22 protein-coding genes are annotated in these 23,162 nt (G+C 71.0%); 10 read left to right on the forward strand and 12 right to left on the reverse strand.

From position 1 onward, the window contains the following. Positions 1-3: 3 nt before the first annotated feature. From ffh to ACBI99_RS40535, 5 genes are read right to left on the reverse strand one after another with little or no spacing between them, the layout of a single operon-like run. Entirely contained in the window at positions 4-1,551 is a 1,548-nt protein-coding gene (ffh, locus tag ACBI99_RS40515) for a signal recognition particle protein (RefSeq protein ID WP_219512020.1), read from the reverse strand. 56 nt (positions 1,552-1,607) lie between these two features. Then, positions 1,608-2,222, reverse strand: coding sequence for an ATP/GTP-binding protein (locus ACBI99_RS40520; RefSeq protein WP_219512022.1), 615 nt, complete (start codon positions 2,220-2,222; stop codon positions 1,608-1,610). Next, positions 2,176-2,577, reverse strand: a complete 402-nt coding sequence (locus ACBI99_RS40525) for a DUF742 domain-containing protein (RefSeq protein WP_219512024.1) — start codon at positions 2,575-2,577, stop codon at positions 2,176-2,178. The genes ACBI99_RS40520 and ACBI99_RS40525 overlap by 47 nt, the downstream gene beginning before the upstream one ends. Before the next feature lie 5 nt (positions 2,578-2,582). Beyond that, on the reverse strand, positions 2,583-3,005 hold the full coding sequence (locus ACBI99_RS40530) for a roadblock/LC7 domain-containing protein (RefSeq protein WP_219512032.1): 423 nt from the start codon (positions 3,003-3,005) through the stop codon (positions 2,583-2,585). Continuing rightward, positions 3,002-5,845 carry a nitrate- and nitrite sensing domain-containing protein gene (locus tag ACBI99_RS40535; protein WP_219512042.1) on the reverse strand — a complete coding sequence of 948 codons (2,844 nt, stop codon included), beginning with the start codon at positions 5,843-5,845 and terminating at the stop codon, positions 3,002-3,004. The genes ACBI99_RS40530 and ACBI99_RS40535 overlap by 4 nt, the downstream gene beginning before the upstream one ends. A 429-nt stretch (positions 5,846-6,274) precedes the next feature. On the opposite strand from ACBI99_RS40535, the gene ACBI99_RS40540 reads away from it, so the two are divergent. The 8 genes from ACBI99_RS40540 to ACBI99_RS40575 all read left to right on the forward strand — a co-directional run bounded on the left by ACBI99_RS40540 (position 6,275) and on the right by ACBI99_RS40575 (position 13,686). Further along, entirely contained in the window at positions 6,275-7,264 is a 990-nt protein-coding gene (locus ACBI99_RS40540) for an ABC transporter substrate-binding protein (RefSeq protein WP_219512049.1), read from the forward strand. Continuing rightward, entirely contained in the window at positions 7,261-8,037 is a 777-nt protein-coding gene (locus ACBI99_RS40545) for an ABC transporter permease (protein WP_219512059.1), read from the forward strand. The genes ACBI99_RS40540 and ACBI99_RS40545 overlap by 4 nt, the downstream gene beginning before the upstream one ends. After that, complete coding sequence (locus tag ACBI99_RS40550; RefSeq protein ID WP_308126088.1) at positions 8,001-8,813, forward strand: ABC transporter permease; 813 nt, start codon at positions 8,001-8,003, stop codon at positions 8,811-8,813. The genes ACBI99_RS40545 and ACBI99_RS40550 overlap by 37 nt, the downstream gene beginning before the upstream one ends. Before the next feature lie 93 nt (positions 8,814-8,906). After that, positions 8,907-9,842 (forward strand): methyltransferase, encoded by a 936-nt coding sequence (locus tag ACBI99_RS40555; protein WP_357590462.1) that lies wholly within the window; start codon positions 8,907-8,909, stop codon positions 9,840-9,842. A 55-nt stretch (positions 9,843-9,897) separates the two neighbouring features. Beyond that, entirely contained in the window at positions 9,898-11,139 is a 1,242-nt protein-coding gene (locus ACBI99_RS40560; protein WP_364180361.1) for a flavin-dependent oxidoreductase, read from the forward strand. Between the two features lie 23 nt (positions 11,140-11,162). Continuing rightward, complete coding sequence (locus ACBI99_RS40565) at positions 11,163-12,134, forward strand: ABC transporter substrate-binding protein (RefSeq protein ID WP_219512080.1); 972 nt, start codon at positions 11,163-11,165, stop codon at positions 12,132-12,134. A gap of 11 nt (positions 12,135-12,145) precedes the next feature. After that, the gene (locus ACBI99_RS40570; RefSeq protein ID WP_375074883.1) at positions 12,146-12,913 is read left to right on the forward strand and encodes an ABC transporter permease; all 768 of its coding nucleotides are present in this window, start codon (positions 12,146-12,148) and stop codon (positions 12,911-12,913) included. Next, positions 12,910-13,686 (forward strand): ABC transporter permease, encoded by a 777-nt coding sequence (locus tag ACBI99_RS40575; protein ID WP_375074884.1) that lies wholly within the window; start codon positions 12,910-12,912, stop codon positions 13,684-13,686. The genes ACBI99_RS40570 and ACBI99_RS40575 overlap by 4 nt, the downstream gene beginning before the upstream one ends. A 4-nt stretch (positions 13,687-13,690) precedes the next feature. On the opposite strand, the gene ACBI99_RS40580 is transcribed toward ACBI99_RS40575, so the two are convergent. From ACBI99_RS40580 to ACBI99_RS40610, 7 genes are all read right to left on the reverse strand, one after another. Further along, on the reverse strand, positions 13,691-14,689 hold the full coding sequence (locus ACBI99_RS40580) for a nitrilase-related carbon-nitrogen hydrolase (protein WP_364180369.1): 999 nt from the start codon (positions 14,687-14,689) through the stop codon (positions 13,691-13,693). Beyond that, a complete protein-coding gene (locus ACBI99_RS40585) occupies positions 14,686-15,129 on the reverse strand; it encodes a DUF3598 family protein (RefSeq protein WP_219512109.1) in 444 nt (147 codons plus the stop codon). Before ACBI99_RS40585 ends, ACBI99_RS40580 begins: the two co-directional genes overlap by 4 nt. 3 nt (positions 15,130-15,132) lie before the next feature. After that, entirely contained in the window at positions 15,133-16,509 is a 1,377-nt protein-coding gene (locus tag ACBI99_RS40590; protein ID WP_219512117.1) for an aldehyde dehydrogenase family protein, read from the reverse strand. 101 nt (positions 16,510-16,610) lie between these two features. Continuing rightward, entirely contained in the window at positions 16,611-17,171 is a 561-nt protein-coding gene (locus tag ACBI99_RS40595; RefSeq protein ID WP_219512166.1) for an ATP/GTP-binding protein, read from the reverse strand. A gap of 13 nt (positions 17,172-17,184) precedes the next feature. Further along, a complete protein-coding gene (locus tag ACBI99_RS40600; RefSeq protein WP_049565051.1) occupies positions 17,185-17,532 on the reverse strand; it encodes a DUF742 domain-containing protein in 348 nt (115 codons plus the stop codon). A gap of 58 nt (positions 17,533-17,590) precedes the next feature. Then, on the reverse strand, positions 17,591-18,013 hold the full coding sequence (locus ACBI99_RS40605) for a roadblock/LC7 domain-containing protein (RefSeq protein ID WP_219512126.1): 423 nt from the start codon (positions 18,011-18,013) through the stop codon (positions 17,591-17,593). Beyond that, positions 18,010-20,766 carry a nitrate- and nitrite sensing domain-containing protein gene (locus ACBI99_RS40610; protein WP_364180375.1) on the reverse strand — a complete coding sequence of 919 codons (2,757 nt, stop codon included), beginning with the start codon at positions 20,764-20,766 and terminating at the stop codon, positions 18,010-18,012. The genes ACBI99_RS40605 and ACBI99_RS40610 overlap by 4 nt, the downstream gene beginning before the upstream one ends. A 516-nt stretch (positions 20,767-21,282) precedes the next feature. Between ACBI99_RS40610 and ACBI99_RS40615 the strand changes: the two genes are divergently transcribed. Together ACBI99_RS40615 and ACBI99_RS40620 are read left to right on the forward strand one after the other, a co-directional pair. Continuing rightward, positions 21,283-22,284 carry an ABC transporter substrate-binding protein gene (locus tag ACBI99_RS40615; protein WP_219512136.1) on the forward strand — a complete coding sequence of 334 codons (1,002 nt, stop codon included), beginning with the start codon at positions 21,283-21,285 and terminating at the stop codon, positions 22,282-22,284. Further along, positions 22,281-23,096, forward strand: a complete 816-nt coding sequence (locus ACBI99_RS40620; RefSeq protein ID WP_308126089.1) for an ABC transporter permease — start codon at positions 22,281-22,283, stop codon at positions 23,094-23,096. The genes ACBI99_RS40615 and ACBI99_RS40620 overlap by 4 nt, the downstream gene beginning before the upstream one ends. The last annotated feature ends 66 nt before the right edge of the window (positions 23,097-23,162 follow it).

A 23,162-nucleotide genomic window follows, 5' to 3' on the forward strand; every position in this document is an offset into this window, starting at 1 on the left:
AAATTACTTCTGGCCCGGCAGCCTGAGCTTGGACGGGTCGAAGCCCGGCGGCAGCTCCATGCCCGGAGGCAGCTTGCCGCCGAGGTTGCCCAGCACGCCGCCCGGCTTGGGCTCGTCGGCGGGCGCCTCCTGGGCCTGCTTGCCGAGGGCCGCCTTGCGCGGGTCACCGCTCACGCGGCGCCCCTTCTTGCCCTTCTTCTGAGCCTTCTGTGCCTTGCCCCGGCCGCCCGGCATGCCGGGGATGCCCATGCCGCCCGCCATGCGCTTCATCATCTTCTGGGCCTCGAAGAAGCGGGTGACGAGGTTGCTGACGGCGCTGACGGTCACGCCGGAGCCGGCGGCGATGCGGGCGCGGCGGGAGCCGTTGATGATCTTCGGGTCCTGCCGCTCGCCGGGCGTCATCGAGCGGATGATGGCGGCGATGCGGTCGAGGTCACGGTCGTCGATGGCGTTGAGCTGGTCCCGCATCTGCCCCATGCCGGGCATCATGCCGAGCAGGTTCTTGATCGGGCCCATCTTCTGGACCATCATCATCTGCTCGAGGAAGTCGTCGAGCGTGAAGTTCTCGCCCGAGGTGAGCTTGCCCGCCATCTTGGCGGCCTGCTCCTCGTCGAACGTCTTCTGCGCCTGCTCGATCAGGGTGAGGATGTCACCCATGTCGAGGATGCGGGAGGCCATCCGGTCGGGGTGGAAGGCGTCGAAGTCTTCCAGCTTCTCGCCGGTGGAGGCGAACATGATCGGCCGGCCGGTGATGTGCCTGACCGACAGGGCCGCGCCGCCTCGGGCGTCGCCGTCGAGCTTGGTCAGCACGACGCCGTCGAAGCCGACGCCCTCCATGAACGCCTGGGCCGTGGTGACGGCGTCCTGGCCGATCATGGCGTCGACGACGAACAGGACCTCGTCGGGCCGCACCGCGTCGCGGATGTCGGCGGCCTGCTTCATCATCTCCTGGTCGATGCCCAGGCGGCCGGCGGTGTCGATGATGACGATGTCGTGCTGCTGGCGCCGGGCCTCGTCGATCGACTGGCGGGCCACGGCGATCGGGTCGCCGACGCCGTTGCCGGGCTCGGGGGCGTAGACGGCGACCTGGGCGCGCTCGCCCATGACCTGGAGCTGCCCGACGGCGTTGGGCCGCTGGAGGTCGGCGGCGACGAGCAGCGGCACGTGGCCCTGCTCGCGCAGCCAGCGGGCCAGCTTGCCGGCCAGCGTGGTCTTGCCGGCGCCCTGGAGGCCGGCGAGCATGATGACCGTCGGCGGCGTCTTGGCGTAGCGGAGCCTGCGGGTCTCGCCGCCGAGGATCTCGATCAGCTCGTCATTGACGATCTTGACGACCTGCTGCGCCGGGTTGAGCGCCTGGGAGACCTCTGCGCCGCGGGCGCGCTCCTTCACCTGGGCGACGAACGCCTTGACCACCGGCAGCGCGACATCGGCCTCGAGCAGCGCGATGCGGATCTCGCGGGTGGTGGCGTCGATGTCCGCGTCGGACAGTCGCCCCTTGGATCGGAGGGAGGAGAAGACCGATGTCAGCCGGTCGGATAGCGTCTCGAACACGTGGTTGGCCAGTCCTCGAAAGCGAATGTGGGTCTGGTCTCAGCCTATCCGCTTCGCTAGCCGTTCCAGCCTGGCACGGCCATCCGGACCGAGAGCGCGTGCTCGACCAGGTTGATGAGCGTGCTCTTGACCGAGTCCTTGGACCGGGCGTCGAGCCGCACCAGCGGGATGTGCGGGGCCAGCGTGAGCGCGTCACGCACCTCCGCGTCGGTGTGCGGGTACTGCCCCTCCCAGCCGTTGATCCCGACCACGAACGGGAGCTGGGCCTCCTCGAAGTAGTCGATCGCGGGGAAGCTGTCGGCCAGCCGCCGCGTGTCGACCAGCACGACGGCCCCGATGGCGCCCCGTACGAGGTCGTCCCACATGAACCAGAACCGGTGCTGCCCGGGCGTGCCGAACACGTACAGGATCAGGTCGCGGTCGAGCGAGACGCGGCCGAAGTCGAGCGCGACGGTGGTGGTCGACTTGAGCGGGGTCATGCCGAGGTCGTCGATGCCGGCCGAGGCGTCGGTCATCACGGCCTCGGTCGTGAGCGGCATGATCTCCGACACGGCCCCCACGAACGTCGTCTTGCCCACCCCGAATCCCCCGGCCACGACGATCTTCGTCGAGGTTAGGCCGGGGCTAGAGCCTGCGAAGTCCACTGAGCACCCTTTCAAGCAGGTTGACATCCGGCCTTCCGGCCTCCAGCTGCGGCTGGTGGACGCGGACCAGGCCTTCGGCGGCCATGTCGGCGATCAGCACCCGGACCACGCCCAGCGGCATCCGCAACAGCGCCGAGACCTCGGCCACCGAGCGCACCTGCCTGCAGAGCTGACTGATCGCCTGGTACTCCGGCGTGATGTGGGAGAACTCCCGGTGCTCGGCCGTGGCCGACGACACCAGCGCCTCCATCGCCAGTTTCAGCTTGGGCGCGGTGCGCCCGCCGGTCACCGCGTAGGGACGGACCGGCGACGCGGGGTCGGAGGCCGGCTGCGGGGGCGGCTGAGGGTCCCAGCCGCCGGTGTTCCATCTCGGGTCCGTCACCTACATCACCTGGTCTGGCTGGCGCGCAGCTCCGCGCGCACCGCCGGGGTAAGCACCTGTCCGGCGCGATCCACCATCAATGTCATCTGGTACGCCACCAGTCCCATGTCGCAGTCGGGGGCCGCGAGCACGGCCAGGCAGGAGCCGTCGCTGATCGCCATGATCAGCATCAGCCCCCGCTGCATCTCCACGATGGTCTGATTGACCGCACCGCCTTCGAACACCCGGGCGGCGCCCTGTGTCAGGCTCACCAGGCCGGAAGCGATGGCGGCGAGCTGGTCGGCCCGGTCCGCCGGGAACCCCGACGACGCGGCCAGCGGCAGCCCGTCGGACGACACCACCACCGCATGCGCGACGCCGGGGACGGTGCTCACGAAGTCGGTGATCAGCCAGTCGACGCCGCGCGCCGAATGACTCAGGTCGTTCACGCGCCCTCCTCCCTGTTGTCGTCTTTCCTCGGGTCAGAGGAGAATGCCCTGCCCCCGCTGATGTCGTCGCGTGCCGCCCGGAAGCCCTGCTGGAAGCTGGACAGGCGGCTGCGTACCCGGTCGGGCGAGACCGTGGGCATCGGGACGACGCCCTTCGGGGCCGATGCCGTGTCGGCCGAGCCCGGCACCAGGTTGGCCTTGGGCACCCGCTTGGGCAGCCCGGAGGCGGTCGCCCCGTCGCGCACCGGCTCGGCGGCGGCCTGGGCGGCGCTCCACCCGGCGTCGGCCGTGGACGAGCCCCAGTTGGCGCTGCCGCTGCCGCCCTGCTCGAACCAGGCCGACTCCACCGAGGCGAAGATCGGCAGGAACTCGTCGCCGGCGGAGGGGGCGTTGCCGCCCACCACGGGCATGGGCCCGGTGGCGGCGGACTCGGTCTCCGGGAAGTCGTAGCGGTTGCGCTTCTGCGCGCCGGTGTCGGGCCAGTCGTCGAACTCGCGCGGGACCGGCTGCTCGGTGGGCCGCTTGGGCAGCGGCTCGCCTTCGCCGGCCCAGCCGCCGGGGACGCGGGAGGGGATCCACACGTCGGCGGTGTCGTAGCCGCCGCTGGTGCTGCGCGGGTCGGAGGGCCAGCCGTCGGCCTGGGAGGGCCACTGCGGCGCGGACGGCCAGGACCCGGTGGGGTCGGCGCCCGGGTACGAGGGGTGGGCGGGGCTCATCTGGAACGAGCCGCCCTGCCACGGGGGCGCCGCGGCCGCCGCCGGCTGGGCGGGGGTGAAGGCGTCCATGCGGCCGCCGCGGTCGGCGACCGGGGCGGGCGCCACCGGGGCGGCGCCCGCGGCGGCCGGGGTGTCGAAGGCGGGCGTCTGGGCGCCGAGCAGCGACTCGGGCACCAGGACCATGGCGGTGAGCCCGCCGCCGCCCTGGGGCCTGAGCTGGACGCGGATGCCGTGGCGGTGGGCCAGCCTGGCGACCACGAACAGGCCCATGCGCCGCGAGACGGACACGTCGACGGTGGGCGCGTCGGTCAGGCGGTCGTTGGCCTGGGCCAGCTCCTCCTGGGTCATGCCGATGCCGGAGTCGCTGATGGACAGCATGACGCCGCCGCCGTCGATGCGGCTGCCGGAGACGGTCACGCGGGTCTCGCGCGGGGAGAACGACAGGGCGTTCTCGACCAGCTCGGCGATGAGGTGGATGACGTCGTTGACGGCCTGGCCGGCGACGGAGACGCCGTCGGGGACCTGGAGGAGCACGCGCTCGTAGTTCTCGACCTCCGACAGCGAGGCGCGGGCGACGTCGACGAGCTTGACCGGCTGGCTCCACCGGCGCGGCGGGTCCTGGCCGGCGAGGACCAGCAGGTTCTCGCTGTTGCGGCGCATGCGGGTGGCCAGGTGGTCGAGCTTGAACAGGTTGCCCAGCCGCTGCTCGTCCTGCTCGCCCTGCTCCAGACCGTCGATCAGGGTGATCTGACGCTCGACCAGCGTCTGCGAACGCCGTGAAAGGTTCACGAACATCGCGTTGACGTTGGAGCGCAGGCGGGACTCCTCGGCCGCCAGGCGGACCGCTTCGCGGTGGACCTCGTCGAAGGCGCGGGCGACTTCACCGATCTCGTCCTTGGAGGCGATGTCGATGGGCGGCACGTGCAGTTGCTCGGGCTGGACCTCGTTCTCGCGGAGCTGGCGGACGAGCTCGGGCAGCGTGTTGCCGGCGACCTTGAGCGCGTCGCCGCGCAGGCGGCGCAGCGGGCGCACGAGCGAGCGGGCCATCACGGCGGTGACGGCGAGGACCAGCAGCAGCAGCGCGACGACGACGCCGATGCTGATCGCGGCGGCCTGCCGGTCGGCGCTCTGGAGGTCGGCGCTTCGGGTGGCGATCTGCTGCGACAGCGACTTCTGCACCACGTGCAGCTTGTCGACGGTCTCGCTGATGGCGTCGAACCAGAGCCTGACGTCGTTCCTGGAGGTGGTGTCGAGCCGCTGGAGCGGCACGCCGCCGTTGTGCAGGAAGACGGCTCTGGCCACGTAGAACTCGGCGCGGCCGATCTCCTGGCTGGTGACGGTGTTGTCGTAGAACTGGCGCTGGGCGGCGGTGGCGACGGCGCGGAACGAGGTCCGCTCGCTCTCGCGGCGGGCGCGGGCGTCCAGGAACGCGTTGAAGCCGGGCTCGCTGAACTCGCCGCGGATCAGCGCGATGGACAGAAGGGCGCGCTGCTTGGAGGCCTCCTCCTGGACGCGGGCGACGGCGCGCATGGCCGAGCTCGTCGCGGTGAGCTGCTCGTCGGTCGAGCCCTGCGCCACCTCGTCGTAGAGCTGCAGCAGCTCGGCGATGGTCTCGGAGTACTTCTCCATTGTCGGCAGCGGCGGCAGCTGGGTCTTGGTGACCGTCTCGCGCATCGAGGGGATCTGGTCCAGCCGGACGCGGATGTTGGCCAGGCGCCTGCGGCCCAGGTCGGACAGCGACGCCTCGGCCGAGGTGGCGGCCTCCTCGGTCCGCTTGACGCTGACGTTCACGATCTCGTACTGCGAGGTGAGCGCCTGGAGGTCGGCCTGCCGCTTGTTCTGGGCGACGAAGCGGGTGGCGAGGTCGCGTTCGAGGGCCAGCTCGCGGGAGAGCTCGCCCACCTGCGCCACCAGCGCGCTCGTCTCGCCGATGCGCTGGTACTCCTGGGCGCTGCTGAACGAGGTCGTGATGCGCAGCGCGCCCAGGATGACGCCGACGATGGTCGGGATGGCGATGAGGGCGATGAGGCGGGTGCGTACACGCCAGTTGCGCAGCGCGAAAGCGCTGCCCGGTTTGGGCGCCTCCGGCACCGGCGCCCGAGCCGGCGCGGGCTCTTGCGGCATGTCTGGAGCCCTACGACGACCGGCTTCGGTCGTTGTTGTCCTCACTGTGGAGCCTCTCGCCATGGCCTGCTGGGGGATGAGCGGCTTTGTCACGCCGACGGAGTGATCGCAGGCAAGTTCGGGCCCAATTTGAGCACAAACCTCATAGTTCAGCCAACGTCTCACAAGTATTAGACCGTTCCAAGCCCGCCTTGGTGCACGTCGCGAGGTTTCATACACGGAGCGCGACCGCCGCCAATCCGGACATATACCCCGTAAGACCCAATAGGGCAGGTTCTAGCGGCATAACGCGATAATTACACCTCAAAGCAGAAAAATTAACATATACGCGGCATAGTGCTTCAGCTATGATCCCCTGCTCCGGTACGCTCACGCCCGGCAACCGATTGCCAGTCTCTAAAAGCTTCCCCCCTGGTAGGAGACCTTCCCATGACACGCACTTTGCGCGGTCGCGCGGTCGTCGTCGGCGCCGCGCTCGCGCTCACCCTCGCCGGCTGCGGTGCCGGCGAGGAGGCCGGCACGACGTCCGCGAACGGCTCAGGGCTCGAGAAGACGACCATCAAGGTCGGGGTGCTCCCCATCCCCGACCCCGTTTCCGTCTATATCGCCAACGCGAAGGGCTTCTTCAAGGCGGAAGGCCTCACCGTGGAGCCGGTCATCATCACCGGTGGCGCGGCGGCCATCCCGAAAATCAAGAGCCGCGAGCTCGACATCTCGCAGACCAACTACGTCTCGACGTTCGCCGCCGTGGCACAGGGCGAGAAGATCAAGCTCGTTGCCGACATGTATCAGGCAGGTCCGAACACCTTCAACATCATGGTGCCCAAGGATTCTCCCATCAAGACGGTGGCTGAACTCAAGGGCAAGACCATCCTGGTCAACAACCTGAACAACGTCGCCCAGCTCGCGGTCGAGACTCAGCTGAAGGTCGCGGGGCTAACTAAAGACGACGTCAAATTCGCCGAGAAGCCGTTCCCCGAAATGGGCAACGCGGTCAACAGCGGCCAGGCGGACGCGGCCTGGATCACCGAGCCGTTCATCACCGCCAACCAGAGCCAGTTCGGCTTCACCAAGCTCGCCGACACGATGACCGGCCAGACCGAGAACCTGCCCATCGCGGGCTGGATGGCCACCGACGAGTGGGTGCAGAAGTACCCGAAGACGCTGGCCGCGTTCCAGCGGGCCATCTCCAAGGCGCAGGAGCTCGCCTCCAGCGACCGCAAGGAGATCGAGAAGATGATCCCGACCTACACGAAGATCGACGCCAAGACCGCGTCGGTCATCACCCTGGGCACCTTCCCGAGTGAGCTGAACCGCGACCGCCTGCAGAAGGTCGCCGACCTCATGGCCGAGTACAAGTACCTGAGCAGCCCCATCGACGTCTCCTCGGTCATCGTCCCGGCGCCGACGAGCGGATGACCAGAGCGCGCCTGACCCGCGGCGTCATCGGCGCCGCGGGCTTCCTTGTGGCCGGCGAGCTGTTCATCCGCTTCGTCATGAGCGAGGATCTGCTGTTCCCGCCGCCGTCCGTCATCTTCCTGGAGGCCGCGCGGCTCCCCGCCGACCCGGACTTCCTGGCCGGGAGCCTGACGACGATCGGCAACTGGGGGCTCGGCCTGCTGATCGCCGTGGCCGTGGCCGTCCCCCTGGGCGTGCTGCTCGGCGCGGTGCCGCCGGTGGAGCAGGCGGTGCGGCCCCTGGTGGAGTTCCTGCGTCCCATCCCGTCCGTCGCGATCATCCCGCTCGCGATCCTGCTGATCCCGTCGGACCAGTGGATGAAGGTCTCGGTCATCGTGTTCGCGTCGTTGTGGCCGATCCTGATCAACACGCTGTACGGCATGCACGACGTCGATCCGCTGGCCAAGGACTCGCTGCGGACCTTCGGATTCGGGGAGCTGGCCGTGCTGAGGCGGGTGAGCCTGCCGAACGCCGCGCCGTTCGTCGCGACGGGCGTGCGGATCGCCGCCGGCATCGCGCTGGTGCTGGCGGTGAGCGCCGAGCTGGTCGCCGGCGGCTCCGACGGGCTGGGCGTGTACGTGGTGATGGCCGGCAGCGCCAACCGGATGGACCTCATCATGGCGGCGACCGTGTGGGCGGGCGTCTTCGGCGTGCTGGCGAACCTCGCCCTGCTGGCCGGGGAGCGCCGCCTGTTCCGGTGGCACGCGCTGCGGACGGGGGCGGCACGCTCGTGAAGACGCTCAACAAGCTGTGGTTCGTCCCGGTGGTCCTCGTCGTGTGGGAGCTCGTCACGCGCGCCGCCGGCGACCTCGACTTCCCCCCGCCGACGACGATCGTCGCGCGCATGTACGAGCTGTGGTTCTCGGGCCCGGCCTCCCGGCTGTTCCTGACCGACGACGCGATGGACAACGTGCTGCCCAGCCTCGGGCGCATGTTCAGCGGGTGGATCCTCGCCTCGCTGATCGGCGTGGTGCTGGGCGTGCTGCTCGGCCGTTCCCGGGTGGCCACCGACTACGTCGACGCGCTGATCGAGTTCGGCCGCGCCATCCCGCCGCCGCTGCTGCTGCCGCTGTTCGTGGTCCTGCTGCAGGGCCTGCTGGCGACGCAGCTCGCGGTGATCGTGTTCGGCGTGATCTGGCCGGTGCTGCTCAACACGATCGACGGGGCCCGGGCCATCGACCGGACCTACACCGAGACCGCGACCGTGTTCGGCCTGTCCAGGGCCGAGCGCCTGCGCGTGGTCGTCATCCCGGCGGCCTCCCCGAAGATCTTCGCCGGACTGCGGATGAGCCTGTCGCTCGCGCTGATCCTCATGGTGATCTCGGAGCTGTTCGGCGGCACCGACGGCATCGGCTACCAGCTCCTGTATGCGCAGCGCACCTTCGACGCGCCCGGCGTCTGGGCGGCCATCGCGCTGCTCGGCGTGCTCGGGTACGCCGTCAACGGGCTGTTCGTGCTGGCGGAGCGCCGCGTGCTGGTGTGGCACCGGCAGGCCAACCGCACGGTTTGACCTCTCATCTCTACGGAAGGGCACATGTCCCCATCTGAAGACCTCCTCTGGGGGGCCGTATCCGACATTTCGCGATTCGCGGCTCTGCTGACCATGGCGGAGCTGGGCCTGGCCGACCACCTGGCGGACGGGCCGCTCGACACCGGCGAGCTGGCCCGGCGCAGCGGGGCGCACCCGCCCGCGCTCCGCCGGGTGCTGCGCGAGCTGGCCGGCATGGACGTGGTCAGGCCGCACGGGGACGACGGCTACGACCTGACCGCCCGGGGCACCGCGCTGCGCTCCGACGTGCCCGGCTCGATCCGCAGCTCGATCCGCATGCTGGGCGAGGAGAGCTTCTGGTACGCCATGGGCAACCTGCCGTCCACCGTGCGCGAGGGCAGCTCGGCGTTCGCCAGGCGCTACGGCCACCTGTACGACCACCTGGCGGTGCAGCCGGAGGCCAGCCGCCTGTTCGACGAGTACATGACCACCCGGGCCATCACGTTCACCGACGGCCTGCTCAAGCGCTACGACTTCGCCGGCGCCGCCTCCATGGTGGACGTCGCCGGCGGCCGGGGGCACATCCTGGCCACGGTGCTGCACGCCAACCCCGGCATGCGCGGCATCCTGTTCGACCTCGACCACGTGACCGGCAGCGCCCGCGAGGCGCTGGCGGCCGAGGGCCTGGCCGACCGGACCGAGGTCGTGGCGGGCAGCTTCTTCGACGGGGTCCCGGCCGGCGCCGATGTCTACCTGCTGTCCAGCGTCCTGCACAACTGGGACGACGAGGACGCGGTGCGGATCCTGCGCAACGTCCGCGCCGCGATGGGCCCCGGCGGCCGGGTGCTGGTGCTGGAGGTGGTGCTGCCGGACGAGCCGGCTCCGCACCTGGGCAACGACCTGGACATGCGCATGCTGGCCATCTTCGACGGCGGCACCGAGCGCAGCGCCGCGCAGTACGCCACACTTCTCGATGAGGCCGGTCTCCGGCTGACGGAGGTCATCGAGCTGGGCGCGGCGGCGAGCCTCATCGAGGCCGTTCCCAAGTGATCGCCCGGGGAGCGTCCGGTGCGGCGCTCCCCGCCTCATGACAGGGGGACATCCGATGCGGGTGTTGATCGTCGGCGGGGGGATCGGCGGCCTGACGGCCGCGCTCAGCCTGCACGCTGCGGGGATCGGCTGCGTCGTCGTCGAGGGCGCCGCCCGGATGCTGCCGCTCGGCGTGGGCATCAACCTGCAGCCGCACGCCGTACGCGAGCTCACCGAGCTGGGCCTGGCCGCCGAGCTGGCCGCGACCGGCGTCGAGACCACGTACATGACCTTCACCGACCGGTTCGGCGGCGAGATCCTGGCGCTGCCGCGCGGCCGGCTGGCGGGCTACCGCTGGCCGCAGTACTCCATCCACCGGGGTGAGCTGCAGATGCTCCTGCTCGCCGCGGTGCGCGAGCGGGTCGGGCCGGTACGGCTGGGCGTCCGGTTCGAGGAGTTCGAGCAGGACGCCGCGGGGGTCACGGTCACGCTGCGCGACACCGCGTCGGGCGAGGTGCTGCGCGAGCGGGCGGACGTGCTGGTCGGCGCCGACGGCGTGCTGTCGGCGGTGCGCGCCCAGCTCCACCCGTCGGGCGACCCGCTGCGCTGGAACGGGATCCGCATGTGGCGCGGCGTGGCCGACGCCGACCGAGTCCTCGACGGCTCGACCGTGCTGGTCTCCGGCACCAACGCGGCGGGCAAGTTCGTCTCGTACCACATCTCCCCCGCCCATCCGCGCCGGGTCAACTGGGTCGCCGAGGTCAAGGTGGCCGAGCCGGGCGTGACGGGCGCGGCCGACTGGTCGCGGCCGGGGCGGCTGGAGGACGTGGCGCCGCACTACGCCGGGTGGGCGTACCGGCACTTCGACATCCCGTCGTTCATCGCCTCCTCCGCGCGCATCCTCGAATACCCGATGGTGGACCGCGATCCGCTGCCGTTCTGGGGGACGGGCCGGGTGACGCTGCTCGGCGACGCCGCGCACCCGATGTACCCGGTCGGCTCCAACGGCGGGTCGCAGGCGGTGCTGGACGCCCGGGTGCTGGCCCGCCACCTGGCGACCACGGCCGACCCGGCCGAGGCGCTGGCCGGTTACGAGGCCGAACGCCGGCCGGTCACCTCCGAGCTGGTCCTGGGCCACCGCTCGCTGCCGGCCGACGAGATGGTCCTGCTGGTGGAGCGACGGGCTCCCGGCGGCTTCGCCGACATCCGGGACGTCCTGGCCGAGGACGAGCTGGCGGCCCTGGCGGACGCCCAGCACGCGATCACCGATTCCGATGTGCGCGCGCTCAACGAGCGACCCTCGTGGAGCGTGCGCTGAACCTGCGTTCAGTAAGGAGTGACATGCGGTTGGCACGCACGTGCGCCCTCGGGCTCGCGCTGGTCCTCGGCGTCGCGGCCTGTGGCGACGACGGCCCGGCCCCCGCCACCGGCGGCTCCGGGCTGGAGAAGACCCAGCTCACCGTGGGCATCGTCCCGGTGCCGTCGTCGGCGCCGCTGTTCATCGCGGAGAAGCGGGGCTTCTTCAAGGAGGAGGGCCTGACGGTCAAGACCGAGGTGATCCAGGCGCCGCAGGCCGTCATGCCGAAGATTTTGAACGGCAGCATGGATGCCTTCCTGACGAGCTACGTGTCGCTGCTGGCGATCAACGACTCGGGGGCGGCCAAGCTGAAGCTGCTCCAGCACAGCCAGGAGGCGGCGCCCGGGGTGGCGGGCGTGGTGGTGCCCAAGGGCTCGCCGATCAAGACGGCGGCCGACCTCAAGGGCAGGACGGTGGCGGTCAACGTGCTGAAGGCGCTCGGCCAGACGCTCACGAACGCGCACGTGCAGGAGGCCGGGCTGAAGCCGGAGGACGTCAAGTTCGTCGCGGTGCCGTTCGCCGACCAGCTCAACGCGCTGTCGGGCGGCCAGGTGGACGCGGCCTGGCTGGTGGAGCCGTTCCTGACGGCGGCCAAGACGAAGATGGGCGCGACCGAGGTGATCGACACCACCGACGGCGTGACCGCGGGCATCCCGATCGACGGCTGGGGCGTGTCGGAGGCGTGGCTGGCGCAGAACCCGAAGACCGCCGCCGCCTTCCACCGGGCGCTGGCCAAGGCGCAGAAGATCGCGAGCGAGGACCGCGCCGCCATCAACGAGGTCATCCCGACCTACACGCAGATCGACGCGCAGGCGGCGGCCGCGATGAAGCTCGGCGTGTTCTCGATGGAGGTCGACAAGGCGAGCCTGCAGAAGCTGGCCGACCTGCTGGCCGGCTACGGCTACCTCAAGACCAAGCCGGACGTGACGCAGCAGATCGCCGCCGTCGGCGGATGACCGGAGCGCGCATGAGGCGGGGGGTCCTGGGCGCCGCCGGTGTCCTGGGCTCCCTCGCCCTGCTTGAGGCAGCGGGCCGCATCGGCCTGATCGACCGCGACGCGCTGCCGTACGTCTCCGTGGTGCTGGTGACGGCGGTGGAGCTGGCCGCGGACGGCGAGTTCCTGCGGCACGTGCTGATCACGCTGTCGGCGTGCGCGGCCGGGCTGCTGATCGCGGTGGCGGTGGCGGTGCCGGCGGGGCTGCTGCTGGGCACGGTGCCGGTGGTGGAGCGCTCGGTGCGTCCGCTGGTGGAGTTCCTGCGGCCGATCCCGTCGGTGTCGCTGATCCCGCTGGCGATGTTCCTGTTCCCCGACAGCGGCGACGCCAAGACATCGCTGATCGTCTACACGTGCGCGTGGCCGCTGCTCGTCAACACGCTGTACGGCCTGGCGGACGTGGACCCGCTGGGCAAGGACACGCTGCGGGCCTTCGGGTTCGGGCCGGTGGCGGTGGCGGTGCGGGTGTCGCTGCCGAGCGCGGCGCCGTTCATCGCGACGGGGGTGCGCATCGCGGTGGGGGTGACGCTGATCGTGGCGGTGAGCGTGGAGCTGATCGCGGGCGGCGACGGCGGCATCGGCGCCTACCTGGTGCAGGCGGGCAGCGCCGCCCGCACCGACCGGGTGCTGGCGGCGACGGTGTGGGCGGGCGTGCTCGGCCTGGCCGCCAACCTGCTGTTCACGGCCGGGGAGCGGCGGCTGTTCCGCTGGCACCACGCCAGGACGGGAGAGACGTCATGATCGCCCGGCTGGGCTGGTACTGGATGCTGCCGGTGGCGGCGCTGACCTGGGAGTTCGCCGCCCGCGCGGCGCAGGCCGTCTACTTCCCGCCGCCGAGCGTGATCGTGCCCCGGCTGCGGGAGCTGTGGTTCTCCGGACCGGCCGGGCGGCTGTTCCTGACGGACGAGGCGGTGGCCGACCTGCTGCCGAGCCTCGCGCGGCTGTTCGGCGGGTGGGCGCTGGCGGCGCTCGCGGGCGTCGTGCTCGGCGTCGCGCTGGGCCGCTCGCGCACGCTGTCGGCGCTGGTGGAGCCGCTGCTGCACTTCGGCCGCTCGGTGCCGCCGTCGGCGCTGCTGCCGGTGTTCCTGCTGCTGTTCGAGATCGGCACGCCGATGCAGGTGGCCTCGATCGTGTACGGCGTGGTGTGGCCGGTGCTGATCAACTCGATGGACGGCAGCCGGTACGTGGACCGCCAGTACGTCGAGACCGGCCTGGTGTTCAGGATGGGCGCGGGCGCCCGGCTGCTGCGGATCATCCTGCCCGCCGCCGCGCCGAAGATCTTCGCCGGGCTGCGGCTCAGCGTGTCCCTGGCGCTGATCATGATGGTGATCTCGGAGCTGTACGGCAGCACCGAGGGCATCGGCCACCGCCTGCTGGAGGCGCAGAGCCAGTTCGACATCCCCGCGATGTGGGCCGGGATCGTGCTGCTCGGCCTGCTGGGCGTGCTGCTGAACGCGGGGTTCCTGGCCGTCGAGCGGCTGGTGCTGCGCTGGCACCACGGCGCCCGCGCCTGAGCGGTCAGCCGTACAGCCGCTCGATCACCTCGCGCTGGCGGGCGGCGAACCAGGCGCGGTCCGGGGCGCCGGTCAGCGCCCCGGGCCGCTCGACGTCGTGGCGGCCGTACTCCTCGGCCCACAGCCGCGACTTGACCCGGCTGGGCAGGTTGCCCATGCCGGGCCTGCGGCGCAGCCGGCGCAGCGCGGCCAGGTCCAGCTCGGCGGCGGCGACCAGCGACTCCCCCGCCCCGGCCCTGGCCAGCACCCGGCCCTCCGGGTCGACGATCTCCGAGCCGCCGTTGGTGGAGTCGCCGGGGATGGCGATCCCGCTCAGGCCGCCGCTGTTGGCGGAGACCACGTAGGCCAGGTTCTCCACGGCGCGGGCGCGGCGGGCGATCGCCTTCGGGGTGAGCTCCGGTGACGACGCCTCGGAGGTCGGGTTGCAGATGATCTCCGCGCCGCGCAGCGCCAGCGAACGGGCCAGCTCGGGGTAGAGGATCTCCTCGGAGGCGACCACCGCGAGCACGCCGATCTCCGTCTCGGCGACCGGCAGCACCCCGTCGATCCCGTACACCTCCAGGTAGCGCTCCCAGACGTCGTACGGGCTCGGGGTGAACATCGAGTGCAGCCGCCGATAGCGCAGCACCGGCTCGCCCTCGGGGGAGAAGATCACCGACGCCTGGAAGTACAGCTCGGGGAAGTGCTCGTCGCTCTCGTAGGCGTTGACGCAGAGGAACACGCCGTGCCGCCGGGCGACGCCGGCCAGCGCCGCGTACTCGGGGCCGCCGGGGGCGAGCGCCGCCTTGTCCCGCCACTCGCCGAGGCTCTCCCGCAGCGGGAAGCCGGTCAGCGCGTATTCGGGCAGCACCACCAGCCGCAGGTCCGGCCCGATCCACGCCTTGGACGCGCCGACCTGCCGGTCGATCCGGGTGACGGCCGCGCCGATCGCGGCGCGCGGGTCGGCCGCGTCGTTGACCGCCCGCGTCTCCAGCTGGAGCGCCAGCGCGCGCAGCGCCGTCATCCGACCCTGCGCTCGTTGATCAGCGTGCGCCGGACGACCTCGCCGCCCTTGATCCACTGCCAGACGCGGCTGCGGGTGTCGCCGTCGTCGCTGAGCACGATCAGCTCGAACAGCCTCAGGTCCTCCCCCTCGGCCTTGAACTGCCACGACAGGTAGATGCTGCTCCCGTCGAGCTCCCAGAACTCGCCCTTGAGCCGGTCGGTGTCGAAGCCGCACCGGCCGCCGCCCAGGTAGGTCCCGGGGAACTCGTGCACCTCGGCGCGCCCGTCGTCCCAGGTGTAGCGGTTGGTCTGGTGGTAGACGGCGTCGTCCACGATGGCGCAGGTGAGCTGGGCGCGGTGCCGGTCGACGACCGTGCCGTCGGCGTCGACGTGCACGTACGTGCCGTCCCACTCGCCCTCGTGCCGCGCCAGCAGCGGCATCTCGGCGCGCAGTCCCATCTCTCACTCCTCGCTCGGGTGCCACCAGGGGTCGGCGGCGTGGGATCGGTTGACCAGGAAGGCCCTGCGGCGCAGGAAGCGGCCGATGGAGGCGGCGCCCATGCGTGAGCCGCCGAGGCCGGAGAGGCGGAAGGAGTGCTTCTCGCCCTCGTGCACGAGCGCGGTCAGAGCGGCGTCGTTGACGCTGATCGCGCCCGCCCTGATCCGGGCGGCGACGGCCAGCGCGCGCTCCTCCGAGCCGGCGAAGACGGCCGCCGACAGGCCGTAGACCGAGTCGTTGGCCAGCGCCACCGCGTGGTCGGCGTCGTCGGCCGCCATGACGGGCAGCACCGGCCCGAACGTCTCCTCGGTCATGACGAGCATCGAGTGGTCGACGCGCGACAGCACGGCGGGCCGGAACCAGTGGCCGCCGCCGTGGCGCTCGGCCGTGCCGCCGGTGTGCACGACGGCGCCCTTGGCCACCGCGTCGGCCAGATGGGCGGCGATCACGTCCTCCCGGCCGGGCCCGATGATCGGCCCGATCGGCCCGCCCTCGCAGGTCAGCCCCACCTTGGCGGCCTTGCCGGCCAGCAGGTCCAGGAACTCGTCGTGCACCGGCCGCTCGACGTAGACGCGCTCGATCGACTGGCAGGACTGCCCGGCGTTGGCCGTGCCGCCCCACAGCACGGCCGAGGCCGCCCGGTCCAGGTCGGCGCCGGCCAGCACGATCGCCGGGTCCTTGCCGCCCAGTTCCAGGAAGGCGGGCACGAACGCGCGGGCGGCGGCCTCGGCCACCAGCCGCCCGGTCGGCACGCTGCCGGTGAACACGACGGCGTCGGCCAGCCCGACCAGCGCGGCGCCCGTCTCGCCGTCGCCCTCGACGACGCGCAGCGGCAGCTCGTCAGGCACCAGCCGCATCAGCGGCTCGATGAAGCGCGGCGTCACCTCGCTCGGCTTGACCAGCACCGGGCACCCGGCGGCCAGCGCCGGCACCGCGTCGATGAGGCCGAGCAGCAGCGGGAAGTTCCACGGGCTGATCACCCCCACCAGGTCGTACGGGACCGCGTCGCCGCCGACGAAGACGCCGGGCAGCGAGGCGGGGAACTCGGCCGGGGGCTCCAGCAGCGCGGGCGCCGCCCGTACCCATCGGTCGACGAGACCGGCCACGATCTGCCGCTCCAGCACCGACTCGGCGACCCGCCCGGTGTCGGCCACCAGCGCCGCGAGCAGGTCGTCGTCGGCGGCGATCGCCTGCCCGAACCGGGTCAGGACGGGGCCGCGCCCGGCGGCCCGCCACGCGGGGGCGAGCGCGCGCAGCTCGGCCGCAGTGGCGGCGAGCCGGTCCGGCGGGACGGGCGCGAGCGGCCGGTCCGGCCGCCCGGTGAGCGGGTTCCTGATCACGACAGGGCCGTGCCCCGGACTGCGGCCATGCTGCGTGCTCCCTCGGACTGGAGGCGATCCGCCGCCATTGTGATCATGCCGGCGGCGGCGCGTCAACGGCTTCAGCCGCTCCAGCCCGGCACCGCGGTCCTGATGTTGAGTGCGTGCTCGACCAGGTGGATGAGCGCGCCCTTGACCGAGTCCTTGGAGCGGGCGTCCAGCCGGATCAGCGGGATGTGCGGGGCCAGCGTGAGCGCGTCGCGGACCTCGCTGTCGCTGTGCGGGTACTGCCCGTCCCAGCCGTTGACGCCGACGATGAAGGGGAGCTGGGCCTCCTCGAAGTAGTCGATGGCCGGGAAGCTGTCGGCCAGCCGCCGGGTGTCGACCAGCACGACCGCGCCGATGGCGCCGCGCACCAGGTCGTCCCACATGAACCAGAACCGGTGCTGCCCCGGCGTGCCGAACAGGTAGAGGATGAGGTCACGGTCGAGCGACACCCGGCCGAAGTCCATCGCCACGGTGGTGGTGGACTTCAGCGGCGTCATGCCGAGGTCGTCGATGCCCGCCGAGGCGTCGGTCATCACGGCCTCGGTGGTCAACGGCATGATCTCCGAAACGGCCCCCACGAACGTCGTCTTCCCCACGCCGAACCCACCGGCCACCACGATCTTCGTCGAAGTCAGACCCACGCCCGAACTAGAGCCTGCGTAGTCCACTGAGCACCCTCTCCAGCAAGTCGACATCCGGCTGACCGGCGTCCAGCGCGGGCTGGTGCACGCGCACCAGGCCCTCCGCCGCCATATCCGCGATCAGCACGCGAACCACTCCCAGCGGGATCCGCAGCAGGGCGGAGACCTCGGCCACCGAGCGCACCTGCCGGCAGAGCTGGGAGATCGCCTGGTATTCCGGCGTGATGTGCGAGAACTCCCGGTGCTCGGCCGTCGCCGACGACACCAGCGCCTCCATCGCCAGCTTGACCCGGGGGGCCGTGCGGCCCCCCGTCACCGCGTACGGCCGCACCGGCGAGGCCGGGTCGGCCTGCAGCCGCGGCTGGGACTCCGGCTCCCAGCCGCCGCTGTTCCATCGTGGATCCGTCACCACATCACCTGGTCTGGGACGCGCGCAGCTCCGCGCGCACCGCCGGCGTGAGCACCTGTCCGGCGCGCTCGACCATCAACGTCATCTGGTACGCCACCAGTCCCATGTCGCAGTCGGGAGCGGCCAGCACGGCCAGGCAGGACCCGTCCGAGATGGACATGATCAGCATGAGCCCGCGCTGCATCTCCACGATCGTCTGGTTGACCGCGCCGCCCTCGAACACCCGCGCCGCCCCCGCGGTGAGCGACACGAGCCCGGAGGCGATCGCGGCGAGCTGGTCGGCCCGGTCCGCCGGGAACCCCGACGAGGCCGCCAGCGGCAGCCCGTCGGACGACACCACCACCGCGTGCGCGACACCGGGGACGGTGCTCACGAAATCGGTGATCAACCAGTCCACGCCACGGGCGGCATGGCTCAGCTCGTTCATGATTCCTCCTCGCGGCCTTCCCCGCCGTCCGCGGAGCGGGGCGGCGGGCCGAATCCGGGTCCGGCGTTCGCGCGGCCGCCGTTGATGTCGTCGCGGGCGGCGCGGAAGCCCTGCTGGAAACTGGACAGCCGGGAGCGCACCCGGTCCGGCGACACGGACGGCACCGGCGAGACGCCCGACGGGGCCGTCGCGGTCTCGGCCGAGCCGGGCACCAGGTTGGCCTTCGGCACCCGTTTCGGCAGCCCGGCGGCCGTCGCGCCGTCGCGCACGGGCTCGACCACGGCCTTGGCGGCCGACCAGCCCTCGTCCGCCTTGGACGAGCTCCAGCTCGCGCTGCCGCCCCGCTCGAACCAGGCCGACTCGACCGCCGCGTAGATCGGCAGGTACTCGTCACCGGCGGAGGCGGGCTTGCCGGCCGGGCTCTCCGGCTCGGGGAGGTCGTACCTGGGCCGTTCCGGCGGCAGCGGCGGGTCGGGACGCTCGGCCTGCGTCCAGTCGCCGAGCTGCGGGCCGGGCGTCGGCCGCCGGGGCAGCGGCGGCGAGCCCGACGAGCCGTTCCAGCCCCCGGAGCTGCCGGCGCCAGGCGGGCGCGGGGGCATCCACACGTCGGCGGAGTCGAAGCCGCCGCTGTTGCCGCTGTTGCCGCGCGGGTCGGCGGGCCAGCCGCTGCCGGTGAGGCCGCGCTGCTCGGGCGGCCAGGGCGGGGCGGGCCAGCCGGGGCCCTCGGGGTTGGACGGATAGGAAGGGTAGGACGGGTGGCCGGGGCCGAGCTGGTAGGGCATGGGCGCCGGCTGCGGCCCGGTGTAGGGCTCCTCCTGCGGGCCGCTGGACGCGCCGGCCAGCGCGGGCGACTGGGCGAGCAGCGACTCGGGCACCAGCACCATCGCGGTGAGCCCGCCCGCGCCGTGCGGCCTGAGCTGGACGCGGATGCCGTGCCGGTGGGCCAGCCTGGCGACCACGAACAGGCCCATCCGCCGCGACACCGACACGTCCATGCTGGGCGCGTCGGTCAGCCGGTCGTTGGCCTGGGCCAGCTCCTCCGGCGTCATGCCGATGCCGGAGTCGGTGATGGACAGCATGACGCCGCCGCCGTCGATCCTGCTCCCGGACAGCGAGACGCGCGTCTCCCTGGGCGAGAACGACAGGGCGTTCTCCACCAGCTCGGCCAGCAGGTGGATGATGTCGTTGACGGCCTGCCCGGCGATCGAGATGCCGTCGGGGACCTGGAGCAGGACCCGCTCGTAGTTCTCGACCTCCGACAGGGAGGCGCGGGCCACGTCCACCAGCTTGACCGGCTGGCTCCACCGGCGCGGCGGGTCCTGGCCGGCCAGCACCAGCAGGTTCTCGCTGTTGCGGCGCATGCGGGTGGCCAGGTGGTCCAGCTTGAACAGGTTGCCGAGCCGCTGCTCGTCCTGCTCGCCCTGCTCCAGCCCGTCGATCAGGGTGATCTGCCGCTCCACCAGCGTCTGCGAACGCCGTGAAAGATTCACGAACATCGCGTTGACGTTCGAGCGCAGGCGGGACTCCTCCCCCGCCAGGCGGACCGCCTCGCGGTGCACCTCGTCGAACGCCCGCGCCACCTCGCCGATCTCGTCGTGCGTGGTGACGCCGATCGGCGCCACCGCCGGGACCGCGCCGTCGCCGCTCTCGCGCAGCGTCCGCACGGTCTCGGGCAGCCGCTTGCCCGCCACCTCCAGCGCCTCGCCCCGCAGCTTGCGCAGCGGCCTGATCAGCGAGCGGGCGATGAGCGAGATGATCGCGATCACCACGGCCAGCAGGATCAGGATGAGCACGCCGGAGATGAGCGCCGATCTGTTGGCCGCGTCCTCCAGCGCGCGGGCGCGCAGGATGACGGAGGCGGACATGCTCTTCTCCACGTTCCGCAACGCGTCGATCTTGCCGGTGCTCACGTCGAACCAGGTGGCCACGTCGCGGCTGCCGATGCTGAGCGGCTTGTTCTCCGCCGACTGAGCCATCGCCCGCAGCGTGAACAGGTCGGTCTGGTCGATGTCGCGGCCGACGACGGTGTTGCGGTAGAGCTCCAGCTGATCCTGCGTGGCCAGCGTGCCGAACAGGGTCACCTCGCTCTCCTCGCGCGCCTTGGCGGCGGTGAGAGAGTCGAGCTCGCCCGCGTCGAACGCCTTGTTGTCCAGGGCTCCGGCCAGGATGCCGCGCTGCTTGGACGACTGGGCCTTGGCCCGGGCGATCGCGGCCATCGCGCCGGCGCTGTGCGCGACCTGCTCGTCCACCGCCACCTGGCCGACCTGGTCGTGGAACTGCACGAGCGCGGCGATGATCTGGGTGTACTTCTCGATCATCGGCAGGGGCTGGATCTTGCCCTTGACCGCCGTCTCGCGCAGCGCGGAGATCTCCTCCAGGCGGCGCAGGACGGGCCGTACGGCGTCACCGTGCGAGTCGTTGATCGCCTGGGCGCTCCGCTTGGCCTCCCCGATGAGGTCGTCGACTCCGGCGTAGGTGCCTCTGAGCTGTGGCTCCTTGGCCGGAGGTCGCCCCTGGGCGATGTAGAGCGCGGTCTCGTCCCTCTCGGAGGCGAGGTCGTGGCTGACGGCGCCGAGGCTCTCGCTGAACTCGGCGACCTCTCTGAGTGTCTGGTAGGTGTTGGCGTCGCTGAGCGAGGTGACCACGTTCAGGCCACCCAGCGCGACCGCCACCGCCGTCGGGACCACGATCAGCGCGACGAGGCGTGATCGGACATGCCAGTTGCCCAGGCCGAATCTGGCCGGCCGGGGCACCTTGCGCTTCTGATGGCCGTGCGGCTCGTGGTCAACGGAAGCACCAGCGCTCTGCGTACTCACTGCTTTCGCAACCTCTCGCCCCTGAGGGGGATCTCGATGACCGTGGGGGGCACTATGTGAAATCGAGATGAGGGCCTTTTGAGCATACGGCGACTACCACCACCAAACACTATGAATTCAGCATTGACTCATTCATTGGGCATTTGTCCCAACAAAAGATCGCTCGCCATCGCCACAGACAGCCCCGCCTGCCGCCCCTCCCTTCACTCACGACACGGCTCTCACGAACCACACCAAATCAGGCAAAAGCACCTAGACTGGAAATTCATGGGGTCATTGACCACGATATAGCGCCAAACTGACCTTGCAACCACAGATGTTATTTTTGCGATGATGACGCCCCATGTGGTGCTACCGTCAGTGCTTGTTGTGCGTACGGCACACGTCCCGTGAGTAACAGCACCCCCCTACCCCTCCAGGCTCCACACCCCCCTCGTGAAAGGAGTCCCCGACATGAGGCTTGCCCGTTCCAGCAGAGTCGCCGTCATCGGGTTTGCCCTGGCGCTGGGAATCGCCGCCTGCACCGCCGAGCCGGAGTCCGCCGCTCCGAAGTCCTCCACCGCCGCCGACGCGGGCGGCCTGGAGAAGACGGAGCTCAAGGTCGCGGGCCTGCCGGCCATCGACACCGCGGCCATGTACGTGGCCATTGACCAGAAGCTCTTCGAGAAGGAAGGACTCAAGGTCACGCCGCAAATCGTGCAGGCGTCGCCCGAGGCCATTCCGATGTTGCTCAACGGCGAGATCGACGCCATGTTCGGCAATTACGTGTCGATGTTCCAGGCCCACGACCAAGGCGCGCTGAAGCTGCGCATCCTGGCCGAAGGCTCCCGCGCGGCCCCGGACTCCCTGAGCATCATGGCTTTGCCTGATTCGCCGATCAGGTCGCCGAAGGACCTCGAAGGCAAGACGATCAACGTGAACGTTCTGCACAATTTCCAGGAGCTCGCGCTCACGCAGGTCCTGAAGGCCAACAACATCGATCCGGCGAAGATCAAGTACGTTCAGGTGACGTTCCAGAACATCATGCCCGCCTGGCAGAAGGGCCAGCTCGACGCGGCCTATCTCGGCGAGCCGATGGTCACCGCCGCGACCTCGTCAATGGGCGCCAGAAAGATCCTGGATCCGGCCTCAGGACCCGCAGCCGAATTCCCCATTTCCGGCTATGTCAGTACTCAGGAATGGTACGACAAATATCCCAAGACAGCCGCGGCGTTCCAGCGCGCCCTCCACAACGCCGCCAAGCTCATGGAGAACAACCGTGAGGTGGTGGCCGACGTGCTGCCCAACTTCACCCAGATCGACAAGGCCACAGCCGCGACCGTGACGTTCCCCTTGTTCTCCAGCTCCGACAACCCGGTGCGGCTGCAGCGGGTCGCCGACTGGATGCACGAAGCCAAGTGGCTCACCAAGGAGATCGACGTCGCCTCGCTGATGTCCCCCACCACGTCAGGGTGAGCGCGCCCGCCCTCGTCCGCGACCGCCCGAACACGGCCACCGCACGGTGGACGCGCCGGGCGGCCGGGGCACTCGTCTTCGCCGCCCTGTTCGAAGCGCTCGGCCGGGCCGGGCTCGTCTCCGCCGCCTTCCTGCCGCCCGCCTCGGAGATCCTCCAGCGGGCCGGCGGGCTGCTCCTCGACCCCGCATTCCGCGCCCACGCCGCCACCAGCATGCTCGCCTGGGCGATCGGCCTCGGCATCGCCGCCCTCGTCGCCGTCCCGCTCGGCCTGCTGCTCGGCAGCGTCCCGGTGATCGACTCCGCCACCCGGGCCATCGTCGAGTTCATGCGGCCCATCCCGTCGGTGGCCCTCATCCCGCTGGTGGCCCTCGTCATCGGCACCGGCCTGCAGCTCCGCGTCACCCTGGTGATCTACGCGGCGCTGTGGCCCATCCTCTACAACACGATGTACGGCCTGCGCGGCGTCGACCCCGTCGCCAAGGAGACCCTCAGGTCGTACGGATTCGGCCCGCTGGCAGTGCTGTGGCGGGTCTCGCTGCCCTCGGCGGCGCCGTTCATCATGACGGGCTTCAGACTGGCCACCGGCGTCGCGCTCATCCTGACCGTGAGCACCGAGATCGTCGCCGGGCGGGGAGAGGGCGTCGGCGTGTTCATCTACTTCGCGGGCATCGCCGTACCGGCGCGCATGGACGACATCCTGGCGGGGGTCGTCTGGGTCGGGCTGTTCGGCGTCGTGGTCAACGCCCTCCTGGTGGCCGCCGAGCGCCGGCTCTTCCGCTGGCACCACGCCCGGAACGGAGGCCTCTCATGACCGCCCCACCGCCCCCGGCCCGCGGCCGCTTCCCCGACGCCGCCCACCCCACCCGCACCCCCGACT

Source organism: Nonomuraea sp. ATR24 (assembly GCF_041950485.1).
In the GTDB taxonomy this organism is placed as follows: domain Bacteria; phylum Actinomycetota; class Actinomycetes; order Streptosporangiales; family Streptosporangiaceae; genus Nonomuraea; species Nonomuraea ceibae.